At 52.5% G+C, this 14,015-nt stretch carries 15 protein-coding genes; 3 read left to right on the top strand and 12 right to left on the bottom strand.

All coding sequences use genetic code 11. The features are described from left to right. Window positions 1-102: 102 nt before the first annotated feature. The 10 genes from V9K92_RS08655 to rpoZ all read right to left on the bottom strand — a co-directional run bounded on the left by V9K92_RS08655 (window position 103) and on the right by rpoZ (window position 8,325). Complete coding sequence (locus V9K92_RS08655) at window positions 103-606, bottom strand: PaaI family thioesterase (RefSeq protein ID WP_336440975.1); 504 nt, start codon at window positions 604-606, stop codon at window positions 103-105. A gap of 4 nt (window positions 607-610) precedes the next feature. After that, window positions 611-1,393 carry a DNA repair protein RecO gene (gene recO / locus V9K92_RS08650; RefSeq protein WP_115051850.1) on the bottom strand — a complete coding sequence of 261 codons (783 nt, stop codon included), beginning with the start codon at window positions 1,391-1,393 and terminating at the stop codon, window positions 611-613. An 18-nt stretch (window positions 1,394-1,411) separates the two neighbouring features. Continuing rightward, complete coding sequence (gene era / locus V9K92_RS08645) at window positions 1,412-2,350, bottom strand: GTPase Era (protein ID WP_115051851.1); 939 nt, start codon at window positions 2,348-2,350, stop codon at window positions 1,412-1,414. Beyond that, entirely contained in the window at window positions 2,343-3,059 is a 717-nt protein-coding gene (rnc, locus tag V9K92_RS08640; RefSeq protein WP_337353783.1) for a ribonuclease III, read from the bottom strand. Before rnc ends, era begins: the two co-directional genes overlap by 8 nt. Before the next feature lie 7 nt (window positions 3,060-3,066). Further along, window positions 3,067-3,849 (bottom strand): signal peptidase I, encoded by a 783-nt coding sequence (gene lepB, locus V9K92_RS08635; protein WP_115051853.1) that lies wholly within the window; start codon window positions 3,847-3,849, stop codon window positions 3,067-3,069. A gap of 78 nt (window positions 3,850-3,927) precedes the next feature. After that, the gene (gene acpS, locus V9K92_RS08630) at window positions 3,928-4,332 is read right to left on the bottom strand and encodes a holo-ACP synthase (RefSeq protein WP_115051854.1); all 405 of its coding nucleotides are present in this window, start codon (window positions 4,330-4,332) and stop codon (window positions 3,928-3,930) included. Then, window positions 4,329-4,886, bottom strand: a complete 558-nt coding sequence (locus V9K92_RS08625) for a DUF2062 domain-containing protein (RefSeq protein WP_307283822.1) — start codon at window positions 4,884-4,886, stop codon at window positions 4,329-4,331. The genes acpS and V9K92_RS08625 overlap by 4 nt, the downstream gene beginning before the upstream one ends. Before the next feature lie 61 nt (window positions 4,887-4,947). Further along, complete coding sequence (gene pyrE / locus V9K92_RS08620; protein ID WP_115051856.1) at window positions 4,948-5,526, bottom strand: orotate phosphoribosyltransferase; 579 nt, start codon at window positions 5,524-5,526, stop codon at window positions 4,948-4,950. A 37-nt stretch (window positions 5,527-5,563) separates the two neighbouring features. Next, window positions 5,564-7,768, bottom strand: a complete 2,205-nt coding sequence (locus tag V9K92_RS08615) for a RelA/SpoT family protein (protein ID WP_307283817.1) — start codon at window positions 7,766-7,768, stop codon at window positions 5,564-5,566. A 158-nt stretch (window positions 7,769-7,926) separates the two neighbouring features. Then, a complete protein-coding gene (gene rpoZ, locus V9K92_RS08610; RefSeq protein ID WP_115051858.1) occupies window positions 7,927-8,325 on the bottom strand; it encodes a DNA-directed RNA polymerase subunit omega in 399 nt (132 codons plus the stop codon). A gap of 291 nt (window positions 8,326-8,616) precedes the next feature. Here rpoZ and V9K92_RS08605 point away from each other — a divergent pair, with 291 nt between their 5' ends. Continuing rightward, on the top strand, window positions 8,617-9,192 hold the full coding sequence (locus tag V9K92_RS08605) for a LabA-like NYN domain-containing protein (RefSeq protein WP_115051859.1): 576 nt from the start codon (window positions 8,617-8,619) through the stop codon (window positions 9,190-9,192). Window positions 9,193-9,258: 66 nt separating this feature from the next. Then, a complete protein-coding gene (locus V9K92_RS08600) occupies window positions 9,259-9,912 on the top strand; it encodes a uracil-DNA glycosylase (protein ID WP_337353944.1) in 654 nt (217 codons plus the stop codon). A 12-nt stretch (window positions 9,913-9,924) separates the two neighbouring features. On the opposite strand, the gene smpB is transcribed toward V9K92_RS08600, so the two are convergent. Both smpB and dapA read right to left on the bottom strand, forming a co-directional pair. Next, a complete protein-coding gene (gene smpB, locus V9K92_RS08595; protein ID WP_115051860.1) occupies window positions 9,925-10,413 on the bottom strand; it encodes an SsrA-binding protein SmpB in 489 nt (162 codons plus the stop codon). Window positions 10,414-10,437: 24 nt separating this feature from the next. After that, window positions 10,438-11,319: a 4-hydroxy-tetrahydrodipicolinate synthase gene (dapA, locus tag V9K92_RS08590; RefSeq protein WP_115051861.1), complete on the bottom strand. Its 882-nt coding sequence runs from the start codon at window positions 11,317-11,319 to the stop codon at window positions 10,438-10,440. A gap of 553 nt (window positions 11,320-11,872) precedes the next feature. Here dapA and V9K92_RS08585 point away from each other — a divergent pair. Continuing rightward, window positions 11,873-13,966 (top strand): lytic transglycosylase domain-containing protein, encoded by a 2,094-nt coding sequence (locus V9K92_RS08585; RefSeq protein WP_336440972.1) that lies wholly within the window; start codon window positions 11,873-11,875, stop codon window positions 13,964-13,966. The last annotated feature ends 49 nt before the right edge of the window (window positions 13,967-14,015 follow it).

Below are 14,015 nucleotides of genomic sequence, written 5' to 3'. Positions count from 1 at the left end.
TGCATTATCAAGTCAATGACTTCATCCGGGCACATGTCTGCCACGCGTCATTTGCTAAGAAAAAGTTGCCGATTTTCAACAAATTTTATTGAAATCAAACGGCTAACTTGTCCGAACAAGGTTTTCGAGAGGAAAAATTGAACATGTCTCGGTGCCGTGCGCCAGCAATTTCCCGTTCTGATCTCTCAAGAATGCTTCGGATGTAGCTAGCGTCCGTCCGCGGTGAATAAGCCGTCCTTCGCAGAAAACCATCCCCATGTTGGCACTCAATGGGCGGACCAGATTCACCTTGAATTCTGCGGTCGTATAGGCCTCGCCCGGCTTCAGCGTAGTCATGACGCAGCAAGCCAGGGCAGAATCCATCAATGTTGCGATCCAACCACCATGGACGCCGCCCATCGGATTAAGGTGCTCGATAGAAGGCAGTCCTTTGAACACCACACGATCCTGCGCTACTTCGTGAAGCGTGAAAGATAGTGTCTTGGCAATGTACGGCGCTGGATATTCACCGCGCAACATTGCCTGCAATATCTCCAGTCCGCTGCGTATGGCCAAGTCGCCAAGCGGAAGCTTTCCCACTCCGGCCGGAAACTCGATAGCGTCCATAATATCACTCCCCATGAGGAACCGGCCTTTCTTCGGCGGACACGACATGTCCTTCGCTGTTTTTCAATGATCTGGCGATAGCATTCAGAAAGCCGTCGCGGGCTTCAGGCGGCTTTTGCGCGCGCGGCTCCCACACATGCCGCATGAAGAAAAAACTGGTCAAACGAAATGCGTCGCTGATCTCTGCCATCGACATGGCCCGAACGCTCGAGTTGACCATGAAAGGCGGCATGACCAGCAGCTTGTCCGCCCATGGCGCACCCGCATCCCGGGATACTGCCCTACCCGACTTGGGTGACACGTAAGTCAGATCGCTGGCAACACCCGTCGCGGCGCAACTTTTCAGATCAAGGCCAAAGCCGAGCTCCTCCAGCATCAGCACTTCGAAACGCAAAAGCAATTCGCCAGCGATCATGGTGTCTTCGCAATGTTCAAGAATGACAGCGAGAATTTCGAAAAGGTTCTGGTGGGGATCACGTTCCGGCAAAAGGCGCAAATGCGAGGCAGCAAGTTGCAACCCATAAAGCGCGACGGGCTGTTCAATCAGGCGTGCAGCTGAAAAGCTGACAGGCTCAACCTGCATCATGCCAAGATGTTCATCCATACGGGCCCGCCAGATGACATCAACGCGGTTTCCGGCCTGCAACAAGGGCTGCATACGGCGTGATCGCCCACCGCGCACGAGGCCGAGATGGCGGCCATGATCACGGGTCATCAGTTCAAGGATAGCGCTGGTTTCCCCGTGCCGCCTCGTTCCGAGGATAATGCCTTCGTCTCGCCATTCCATAGCCGAGACTTGGCGCTATTATTGCGGAAATTCAAGTCCCATTTCACGGTAACGCTCGGGATCATTGCCCCAATTGTCACGAACCTTGACGAAAAGGAACAGATGAACCTTCTGCTCCAGGATTTCCATCAATTCCTTGCGTGCTGCCTGACCAATTGATTTTATCGCCTGGCCTTCATGGCCAAGAACGATCTTCTTCTGGCTATCGCGCTCGACGTAAATGACCTGCTGAATGCGAACTGAACCATCCTTCTTTTCTTCCCAGCTTTCGGTCTCAACTGTTGAAGAATATGGCAGTTCATTATGGAGGCGCAGATAAAGCTTTTCGCGGGTGATTTCAGCAGCAAGCATGCGCATGGGCATATCCGAGATCTGATCTTCCGGATAATACCACGGACCTTCAGGAAGGTTTTCCGCCAGATATTTCAGCAGATCCTTACAGCCATAGCCCTTCAGCGCGGAAATCATGAAAGTCTGATCGAATTTGACCTTTTCATTGGCTTTCTTGGCGAGTTCAAGCAGCATTGGCGCTTCAATACGGTCGACCTTATTGAGGACCAAGATCACCTTGCGCTTTTTATCCCGCAGACTATCGAGGAGAATTTCGGCCTCGTCATCAATGCCCTGTTCAACATCAATAAGAACCAGAATGAGATCGGCGTCCTTTGCACCGCCCCATGCGGTCGTCACCATGGCGCGATCCAAGCGGCGCTTCGGTTTGAAAATACCGGGCGTGTCGACCAGCACCATCTGCGTCTGATCGTGAATAACAATGCCGCGAACCAGCGCCCGCGTCGTCTGCACCTTGTGCGTAACGATTGAAACCTTACTGCCAACAAGCTGATTGACCAGCGTCGACTTGCCGGCATTTGGGGCGCCTATCAGGGCAATGAAGCCCGAGCGTGTCGGAACAGCCTGTTCGGCTTCATTCGCAGGCGTTTGATTTTGTTCAGTCATTTCTTGTTTCTTCCTGCGTCTTCTGACGAACGCCTTCGCGATAAAGCAATGCGATGGCAGCTTCTTGCTCCGCCAAGCGCTTGGAACGGCCTTTGCCCACCGCCGGTTCAAAGCCTTTTACAACCACCTGAATCGTAAATTGCGGATCGTGGTCAGGTCCGGTTCGTTCAACAACGCTGTACAAAGGTTGAGCACCATCTTGCTGATGTGCCCATTCCTGCAATTCAGTTTTAGGATCGCGCTGAGCGGAATTGCTTCCCTTCGAGCGCGCATCCCAATATCGTTCGATGAAAGGTTGCGCCGCTTCGAGGCCGCCGTCCAGATAAATTGTTGCAATCAGCGATTCAACGACGTCTGCACGCAGACTTTTGAGCCGTTTATCCGCCAGCCCTTTTACATCAGAACCTGTCTTGATGAATTCATGCAGGCCAATTTCATCGGCAACAGCGGCGCAGGTATCAGCGTTCACCAGTGAATTCAGCCGCAAAGACAATTCGCCTTCCGCAGCTGTCGGGTAAGCGCGGAACAATAAGTCCGCAATCACCAGACCGAGCACCCGGTCGCCAAGGAATTCAAGCCGTTCATAGTCCGAGCCTGCCGATGACCGCGCACTGGAGTGCGTTAGTGCGCGCTCAAGGCGTCCGAGATCACGAAATACATGTTTCGTTTTTTCTTCCAGCTTATGAACAGCGTCAGTCGAAAGGCTCATCGTCGGATCAATTGTTCTGCACGGAATTTGGTGCCGCATTGACGCTGTGCAACAAGCGGTCGAACCTCAGTTCAGACGGCCAGCGCCACAGTTCCAGCGGGCTTGCCTTGCCGGCGATTGAGAAGAAGATGATGTTCGCACGTCCGATGAAGTTTTCAAGCGGAACATAACCCACATCAAAACGGCTATCGCTGGAATTATCGCGATTGTCACCCATCATGAAATAGTGTCCGGCAGGTACAACAAATTCGCGCGTATCGTCACCAACACCATTGGGCGTCAGGTCGAGCGTGTCGTAGGTTATGCCATTGGGCAGAACTTCGCGGTAAACGTCCACCGGACCCTGCGCCTCGGTGATATCCGGATTGTCGATCTGGCCTACCTTTTCGCGAGGTACGGCAACATCATTGATGTAGAGCACGCCGCTGCGCATCTGAATCTTGTCGCCCGGCAGACCGATAACGCGCTTGATGAAATCGAGCGAGGTATCATTTGGTTTGCGGAACACGGCAATGTCGCCGCGCTTGGGATCACCGCTCCATATGCGACCGGAAAACAAATCAGGCGCAAATGGGATCGAATATTTCGAATAACCATAGGAGAATTTCGAAACGAAGAGATAATCGCCTTCCAACAAGGTCGGGCGCATCGAGCCGGAGGGGATATTGAATGGCTGGAACAGCAATGTCCGGATTACCAGCGCAAGCAGAAGCGCCTGCACGATGACGCTGACCGTCTCGCCAAGACCACCGGAATTTTTCACAACAGCTTTATCGCTCACGCTTCTCATATCTCCAAAACAAAATGTGCCCCCTCTTAACCGCTGAGGGCTCGGGGGGCAATGCTGCCCATTGCCCTTTGAATGCGGCTATTCTTCGATTTTCAACGCCTCAATAATCACGAATGCTTGTGCCAGGGGGAAATCGTCAGTGATCGTCACATGAATGCGCGCAGAAAACCCAGGCGGAATAAGCTTCGCCAGACGATCCGCTGCACCATTGGTCAGTTTCATGGTCGGCGCACCGCTAGGAAGATTAACGACGCCCATGTCGCGCCAGAACACGCCCTGCGCCAGGCCGGTGCCGAGAGCCTTGGCGCAGGCTTCCTTGGCGGCAAAACGTTTTGCGTAAGATGCAGCCCTTTGTTGACGCCGCTCGGATTTCGCTTGTTCAACAGGCGTATACACCCGATCGATGAAGCGTTTGCCATGGCGCTCAAGAGTTTTTTCTATTCGCCTGATATCGATCAAATCGCTTCCGACGCCAACAATCATGTGGTTTCAGTAATCTTTTGCAGTTGAGCAACCGGACGCCTGCTTTGAAAACTCGCAACCGCCCAACGGATGGGAAAATAGGCGAGCGCTGCCGCTGCCAATCCAAGCGGCACTGCTCCAATCAACATCGGTTCAATGAGTGGATGCCACAAAACGCCAAAATCCAGATGGCGCAACATGCCGCCAAGATGCGGCGGCAATGGATCGCCACTCAGGCTACCGGTCATCACGAAACGGCCAACTTCGAGCGTTGCAGCCCAGATGAAAGGCAAAATCAAAGGGTTGCCTAGAGTGGTTCCAATAACGGCCGCAGCAATATTTCCCCCTATCAACCAAGCGATCGCAAGGGCTATGGCAATATGAACACCGAGAATAGGAATGAACGCGGCAAATATCCCGCAGGCGAAACCTATCGCGATGGAATGCGGCGTGGCACGCAATCGCAGTACTCGCTTGCCAAAATAGCGCAAAGACCTGCCGATCGAACGGCGCGGCCATAAAGCGAGACGAAGCCGTTCGCGAAAGCCGGGAACATTGCGCTGCCTGAAGAGCATTTTGGTTTGGTTCCTTTTATCCGACAAGAATCCTCAGGATCCACGTTGGATAGTTGTTCGATCAAATATTGCGGCTACCCGGTTTAACGGGCGGAATTGCGGCAAGTTCCGGTGGAAGCTTGTCAGCAGGATAAGCCGGAACTTCGTACTCCGCCAGCGCAATCAGCGGTACGCCGACATCGCTCTTTCCGGCAGACCTGTCGATAATACAGGCAGCAGCCACCACGTCGGCGCCCAATTCCTGCAGGCAGGCTACGGTTTCGCGAATGGAAAGGCCTGTCGTTACGATATCCTCGACGATAACAACACGGGCACCCTTGGCAATTTCAAAGCGGCGAAGCTTGAACGTTCCGTTCTCACGCTCAACCCAAATTGCGGGAACGCCAAGATGCCGCGACGTTTCATAGGCAGGAATAATACCTCCTATCGCGGGGCCAACGACGTAATCAATGTGACCGAGATCTGCGGTTTTAATCTTTTCAGCAAGCCCGCGACATACGCGTTCAGTCTTATCCGCGTGCATGAACACACGCGCCTTTTGCAGAAAGACAGGACTGCGTAGTCCCGACGTCAGGATAAAATGACCTTCCAAAACCGCACCGGCTTCGCGAAAAACGTCCAAAACTTCATTCGTGTTCATGCTTTCCCCGCTAATTGTTGGGCTTCGATGGAATTGCTTATCCGTTGACGCGTTGGGCATCACTGACGCAATTGCTCTCTTTCAGCTTCGACAATATTCGATTGAGGTGTTTCAAATTCCAGACTTCCAGATCAACGATCATCTGGGTAAAATCCGGTGCTGTACGAACCATCGAAAGATTGTGAATATTGGTTTCATTTTCGGCGATAATCTGCGCGATTTCCGCCAATGAACCCGGCGCATTGATCGCCGAAATATTGATGCGTGCCGGAAAGCGGTCGCGGCGGCTCTCATCCACATCCCAGCGCACATCGATCCAGCGCTCTGGCTGGTCGTCATAGGCCATGAGGGCCGAAGACTGGATCGGATAGATCGTCATGCCGGAACCCGGCTGGAGAATGCCCACAATACGGTCACCGGGCACCGCGCCCTCAGGCGAGAAATGCACTGGCATATCATGGCTTGCGCCCCGGATCGGCAGTGCTTGCGGCCCGCCCGGTTCGGCGCCTTCCGGCATTTTGAAGATCATGCCGGAAGTATTGCGGAAGTTGACCCAGCCCTCTTCACGCTCGATTGCGCTCGGCTTTACCTTCGCATCCTGATATTCCGGATAGACCGCCTTCATCACGTCAGAAGAAGGCAATTCGCCGCGACCTACTGCCGCCAGCACATCGTCGATTTCCTTGCGAGCCAGACGTGGCAAGCCCTTCTTCAATTCATCGCGTGAATAGACCTTCCCTGCCCGTTCGAAGGCGCGCTCCAAAATCTGCATGCCCAATCCGGAATATTGTTTGCGTACCGCAAGTCGGGTAGCGCGACGGATGGCGGCCCTGGCCTTGCCGGTTACAACAATACCTTCCCATGCGGCGGGCGGAGTTTGTGACTTGGAACGGATGATGTCGACTTCATCGCCATTGTGCAGCACGGTCATGAGCGGCATGATACGCCCATTGACCTTCGCGCCAACACAGCTATCCCCGATATTCGTGTGAACGGCGTAGGCAAAATCAATTGGAGTTGCCCCCCGAGGCAGGGCAATCAAGCGGCCCTTCGGGGTAAAGCAGAATACCTGATCCTGAAACAATTCAAGTTTGGTGTGTTCAAGAAACTCTTCCGGATTATCACCTTCCGCCAGAGCTTCGATAGTTTGCCGCAGCCACGCATAGGCATTGGTTTCAGTAGAGATGACGTGCGGATTTTGCGCGCTACCACGATCCTTATAGATCGAGTGCGCTGCAACACCGTACTCGGCGATATCATTCATCTCGCGGGTGCGAATCTGCAATTCAACGCGCTGACGCGACGGGCCAACAATGGTTGTATGTATCGAACGATAATCGTTCTGTTTTGGCGTTGAGATATAGTCTTTGAAACGTCCCGGAACCATTGACCAGGTCGTATGAATAATGCCCAACGCATTATAGCAATCGGCCACGGTATCTACGACTACGCGAAATCCGAAAATATCGGACAATTGCTCGAACGAAAGCCCCTTGCTTTCCATCTTGCGGAAAACTGACCAAGCCTTTTTCTGACGGCTTTTAACGCTCGATTTAATACCGTTTTTCTCGAACAGGCTGGAGAGATCCGACTCGATCTGCTGCAGCGTTGCGCGGTTTTTCTCCATCAGCTCGGCAAGGCGGTTGGTGACCGCATTGAAGGCTTCAGGGTTGATGTAGCGGAACGCTAATTGCTCGAGTTCCTCGCGCATATCTTGCATACCCATGCGACCGGCCAGCGGCGCATAAATATCCATTGTCTCTTCAGAAATACGCAGACGCTTGTCTTCAGGCACATGGTGGAGTGTGCGCATATTGTGTAAACGGTCGGCAAGCTTGACCAGAAGAACGCGTACATCGTCTGAGATGGCGAGCAAAAGCTTGCGCAGATTCTCCGCCTGAACAGCTTTTTTGGAAACAAGATCAAGCTTTTTAAGCTTTGTCAGCCCCTCAACGAGCTTCCCGATATCCGGTCCGAATAATGTATCAATCTCTTGGCGGGTCGCCGAAGTGTCTTCAATAGTGTCGTGAAGAAGTGCAATCGCGATGGTCGCCTCGTCCAGATGCATGTCCGTGAGGATAGCGGCGACTTCGAGTGGATGAGAAAAATAGGGATCTCCCGACGCGCGTTTCTGGTGCCCATGTTTCTGCATGGCATAGACATAGGCTTTATTAAGCAGCGCCTCGTTGACGTCAGGCTTGTAACGCTGGACACGCTCGACAAGCTCATACTGACGCATCATGGACGGGCACCTCACACACGGGAATTCAAATACATACCGAACAGTATGCAACCTATATGGTAATTACATTACCAAGACGCAAAAATAATGCGCCGCAGAAGCTGCGACGCATCAAAAGCCGAAACTGGCTGATTATCGCGCTTTTGCGCGATATTTGATTAGTAATCGTCGCTTTTTTCCGGGGCTACGAGGCCCTCGATGCCTGCCAGCAATTCTTCTTCCGACATTGAGTCGAATGAAACATTGTCTTCGTCAGCAGATGCAGTCTCGGCAACCTGACCTTCAATGGCGGCAACCGGTGCAGATGCAGCAGCTTCCGGCTCGTCAACTTCAACATGCTTCTGCAAGGAATGAATAAGATCTTCCTTGAGGTCGCCTGGAGAAAGTGTCTCATCTGCGATTTCGCGCAGAGCAACAACCGGATTTTTATCGTTGTCGCGATCAATAGTGATCGCAGCGCCTTGCGAAATCAGGCGGGCGCGATGGCTGGCAAGCAGAACCAGTTCAAAGCGGTTCTCTACCTTGTCAACGCAATCTTCAACAGTGACACGGGCCATGGACTGCCCCTTTCATTTTTAAACGAATTAGCGGATTAATGCCGACATAACGCGGTTGCCGCTAAAAAACAAGCAAAAGCGCATCGAAGATTAATTGTGAGAATTTGATACTAAACGGAGTTTGAGCACTTCTGTCTAGTTATGTGTACAAAATTGCAAGCAGGGGTATTGGCTTTTCTGCGAACTCGACGTACTTAATATATTAGACTTTCGTATAAGATCAGATCGGGCTACTTTACAAAACAAGCTCATTTGAAATTGACGCTCAGATTTTCGAAATGGAACCTTATTATGTTTGACCCCAGAGAAAAGATCGTCTTGTTCATTGACGGTGCAAATCTCTACGCAGCCTCCAAGGTACTGGGATTTGATATTGATTACCGCAAGTTGCTCACAGCTTTTCAAAAGCGCGGATACTTACTTCGGGCTTATTATTACACCGCGTTGGTTGAAGATCAAGAATACTCTTCAATTCGCCCATTGATAGACTGGCTGGACTACAACGGATACAAGGTTGTAACAAAGCCTGCTAAAGAATTTACTGACTCTGCTGGCCGCCGTAAGATCAAGGGTAATATGGACATCGAACTTGCTGTCGATGCTATGCAGCTTACTGATACGGTAGATCACTTTGTTATCTTCTCCGGCGACGGTGATTTCCGCTCTCTTGTTGAAGCGCTACAGCGTAAAGGCCGCAAGGTAAGCGTTGTTTCAACACTTTCCACACAGCCGCCGATGATCTCTGATGAATTGCGCCGTCAAGCGGATCACTTCATCGACCTGACTTCCTTGCGCAATGAGATTGGCCGCGAAGCTTCTGAGCGTGCGCCACGTCAGCGCGTTGAAGAAGAGCAAGTCGAGTATTAAGCCTTATCAACACAGTCATGAAAATGCCGCATGGAAATCCGTGCGGCATTATGCTTTTTAGCGGTTATGAGTGTTGAACCCTCCCCCGATTGCCCGATTTGCCAGCGTTTACATGACTTTATCGCCGAGTGGCGCATAAAGGAACCGAGCTGGCACAATGCGCCTGTGCCGACATTCTTACCCGTCGGCGGGATTGATTCCGTAAAGCTTCTGATTGTTGGTCTGGCGCCCGGGGTGCGCGGCGCCAACCGCACAGGACGGCCATTTACCGGCGATTATGCCGGCGATTTACTGTATGGCACATTGTCCGAATTTGGCTTCTCCCGTGGGACTTTTGCAGCGCGTCCCGATGATGGGCTCGAACTTGTCAATGCCTCCATCACCAATGCCGTTCGATGTGTGCCGCCGGAAAACAAGCCTGTTGGCGGCGAAATCAGCAATTGCCGCAGGTTTTTGACGCCAACCATAGAACAATTCACCAATCTAAGAGCGATTGTTACACTTGGCACCATTGCGCACCAATCCACGATCCGTGCATTTGGGCGGCCCGTGGCCAAGTTTCCTTTCAGCCATGGCGGTCAAAACGACATCGAGAATGTTCGTATTTTTTCGAGCTACCATTGCTCGCGCTACAATACCAATACGGGGCGGCTAACAACCGAAATGTTCAAGAGCGTCTTTGCCGATGTCAGACGCTATCTTGATGATATTCCTGAGTAATTCAGAACAAACCTAGCCACGATCACGCAGGAGCCGGGACTTTTCACGATTCCAGTCGCGTTGTTTCTCCGTCTCACGCTTGTCATGCAGCTTTTTGCCGCGGGCGACGGCAAGCTCCAATTTCGCTCTACCCTGATCATTGAAATAGAGCTTTAGGGGAACGATTGTCATCCCTTCGCGATCCACAGATTGGCCGAGCCGCGACATTTCACGCTTGCTAATCAATAGCTTACGATGGCGTCGTGGTTGATGATTGAAGCGGTTCGCCTGCAGATATTCTGGAATGTAGGAGTTGATGAGCCAGAATTCCCCATTCTCAAAGCTAGCATAGCTTTCGGCGATGTTGGACTGGTTGTTGCGAAGGGATTTAACCTCCGTGCCAGCCAGAACAATGCCAGCCTCCAGCGTGTCGAGAATCTCGAAATTGAAGCGCGCTTTACGGTTTTCAGCAATTATTTTGCGAACCGTGATGGGTTTTGAGGCGGATTTTGGCTTATTCATGCAATTTATATGGGATTCCGTACCTTAATTAACCAGCCCTGCATGCCGCATGGCCTGATCGAGACGGGCAGCAGTTGCAGCCTCAATCTGAACCATTGGCGAACGAAGAGCATTTTGCATCTTTCCAAGCTTGGACAGAGCATATTTGGGACCGCTTGGGTTAGGCTCAATAAAGAGAGCCTTGTGCAAAGGCATCAATTTATCCTGTATTTCCAAAGCCTTGGCGTAGTCACCGCTAAGCGTCGCCGCCTGAAATTCAGCGCAAAGGCGCGGCGCAACATTAGAAGTTACAGAGATGCAGCCGACGCCACCATGAGCATTGAAGCCCAAAGCCGTCGCATCTTCACCCGATAGCTGGATGAAATCCTTGCCGCAGGTAATACGCTGCTCAGAAACACGCTCAATCTTGCCAGTGGCATCCTTGACCCCGGCTATATTCTTGAAATCATTGGTCAACTGACCCATGGTTTCTGGCGTCATGTCGATAATGGAACGGCCCGGAATATTATAGATGATGATCGGCAACGATACGGATTCGGCGATTGCCTTGTAGTGAGCATAGAGGCCGCGCTGACTGGGCTTGTTGTAATATGGGGTAACAACCAGAATTGCGTCAGCACCGGCCTTTTCCGAAAACTGAGCCAATTCAATGGCTTCACGGGTATTGTTTGACCCAGCGCCCGCAATAACAGGAACTTTTCCAGCGGCCTCCTCAATGCAGACCTCGACAACACGCTTATGTTCGGCATGGGAAAGCGTGGGAGATTCACCTGTGGTTCCGACTGGAACCAGACCATTCGTGCCCTCGTCTATCTGCCAGGAAACGAAGCTGCGAAAGGCTTTTTCGTCAAACGCACCATCATCGAGAAATGGCGTGACGAGTGCGGTGATTGAGCCTTTCAGCATGGGGAAACTCCAGAATAATAAACATTGTCCCCTTTCCGCTACCGGAAAGAAGGTGGCGCACCATAGTCGGACGAGCCTTATGGCACAAGTTCATTTGCGTTATGTAAATGATCAACCTCGCGCAACTATTTTGCACGCGTGGATTGATATTTTTCGGGACAATTCGGGGTTTTTTCCAGAGTTTTTTGTTATTTTTGCGCAGTTATTTTTGAAAAACAGTTCAAGCCCTGTCAAAACACGGATTTGTAGGGGCTTTTGGCCTGTTTCACACTCAAAAACGGATCAAATTAATAGAACGAGCGTTCAATTAAATGATCGCTCATATGTAAGCTGACGCTTTTTTGTTTTAATTCCGTTCACTCTTGTGTGAATGAACGCGCGTCTTTCATCAGGCAGCACATGCCAGGCGGGCCATTCTCTACGCCTGTTCAAATGCAAGCTTTGCAGATAACCTTTCGTTAATATCCCCTTCATACGTCCGCCATTATTATCTGATTTACAGGTCTCTGGATCAGGGGCCATGGATCCAACCTTTAAATAACCGGTAGTCTGTATGCTGAGAACTTCTGTTTTGCGTCTCGTTCTTTTCGGCTCCGCCTGCACTCTGGCGGTAACGACGGCTTATGCTCAAAATGCTGTTCCAACCCCGACCTTGCGCCCCTTTGCGCCCAGTCAAACCCGTGCCAATCCCGCCATGCAGGCGATGACGCATCCAGATCCGGTCACAACGTCTGGAATAGCTCAACCTTCAAAGCCATCGGCTATAGCAGGGAGCCTGAAAAGCGGACTTGATGCCATCGCTTCAGGCGATGTGCAGCGCGCTGTCGGCATACGCAATGGATTGCCTGCGCAGGCTCTGGACCGCCACATTTTGACATGGGCCATCGGGCTGTCAAATGCACCGGGTCTGCCCTCTTCCGAAATTGCCAATGCTGCTGCCGAGCTCCCGGGCTGGCCGGGCATGGCAACCTTCCGCAATAATTCCGAGCGCGCACTTTATAAGGAAAATCCGGCTCCATCCGTTGTCATCAAGGCTTTCGGCAATACCGCGCCTCAAACTGTCGAAGGCGTGATTATTCTTGCACGCGCCCATGTCGCCAACGGCAATGCCCGTGCGGCTCAAGCCGTGCTTGGGCCATTCTGGCGCGACAAGAAGCTGGATGACAATCAGGAAGCGATGATCTTAAAAGAGTTCTCGCAGGTCATATCGCGCACGGATCATCTGACACGCATGCTGACCATGCTTTATGAGGGCAAGGTCAAATCGGCCGGACGTGTTGCCAAGCTTGCCAATGCTTCCTCGCTCTATCAGGGCTTTGCTGCTGTGTTGCAAAAGTCTCCCGATGCCGCAAAAAAACTGGCAGCGGTCGATGACTCGTGGAAATCTAATGCGGCCTATATTTTCGCCAAAGCGCAATATTTGCGGCGCGCCGAGAAATATAAGGAAGCGGCAGACGTGATCAACACAGCGCCGCGCGACGCAGCCTCGCTGGTTGATCCCGATGCATGGTGGACCGAGCGCCGCGTCCTCTCGCGTGAGTTGCTGGATATTGGTGATGCCAAGCGCGCCTATCGCGTAGCCGCCATGCATAGCGCTGAAACGCCAACAGCTGCTGCCGACGCTGAATTTCATGCGGGATGGTATGCGCTGCGCGCGCTGCGCGATCCTAAAACAGCACAGCGCCATTTCGCACGGATTGCCGAGATCTCCTCGCGACCAATGTCTGCTTCGCGCGCCTATTATTGGCTCGGCCGTGCAGCCGAAGAAGGAAGCGCAGGCAGCGCACGCGATTATTACGCACGCGCCTCCCGCTATGGCACGACATTCTATGGACAGCTGGCTGCCGCCAAGCTTGGACAAAATGGCCTGCAACTGCCCTACCCCAAGCCGACCGATGCCGACCGCAATCGCTTTGCAGAGCGCGAAGCCGTGCGCGCCATACAACGGCTGGAGCAAACCGGTTATGACAGCAGGGCTGCATTGCTTTACACCAGCCTTGCACAGGAAATCGACAGTCCGGGCGAGCTGGCGCTTCTCGCCGTGATGGCCGAACGCAAGAACAACCATTTTGTCGCCTTGCGTGTAGGCAAGGCCGCTGCGCAACGCGGGATTGATGTTGGTGCGCTTTCGCACCCCATCGGAGCGATCCCCGGCAATGCCAATATCTCCGGTTCGGGCACCGCATTGGCCTATGCCATTGCGCGACAGGAAAGCGAATTCAATCCAGGCGCCGTATCGAGCGCCGGGGCACGCGGGCTATTGCAGCTGTTGCCCGGAACAGCAAAGGGCGTGGCAACCCGCGCCGGGATGAGCTATTCGCAAGCCCGCCTGACCACGGATGCCGCTTATAATGCGACGCTGGGAGCAAAATTTCTTGGCGAGCAAATTGCCAAGTTTGATGGCTCGTATGTGCTTACCTTTGCCGGTTACAATGCAGGTCCCACCCGCGCCAATGAATGGAAAGCCAAATATGGCGATCCCCGTGGCAAATCGGTGGACGAGGTTGTCGATTGGATTGAGCGGATCCCCTATACCGAAACCCGTAACTACGTGCAGCGGGTAATGGAAAACTATCAGGTCTATAAGGCGCGGCTTACTGGCAAGGCGCAGATCGAAAGCGACCTGACAGCGGGTCGTCGCGGCTGAGTTTTGTTGAGCTTGAAGATTGCAAACCCCCTCTCTTGCGATTTCTAGC

Origin of the sequence: Phyllobacterium sp. CCNWLW109, from assembly GCF_037203905.1 — a bacterium.
GTDB lineage: Bacteria > Pseudomonadota > Alphaproteobacteria > Rhizobiales > Rhizobiaceae > Phyllobacterium > Phyllobacterium ifriqiyense.
Note: the sequence above shows the minus strand (reverse complement) of the source record. Positions and strands in the feature narration are given on the sequence as shown.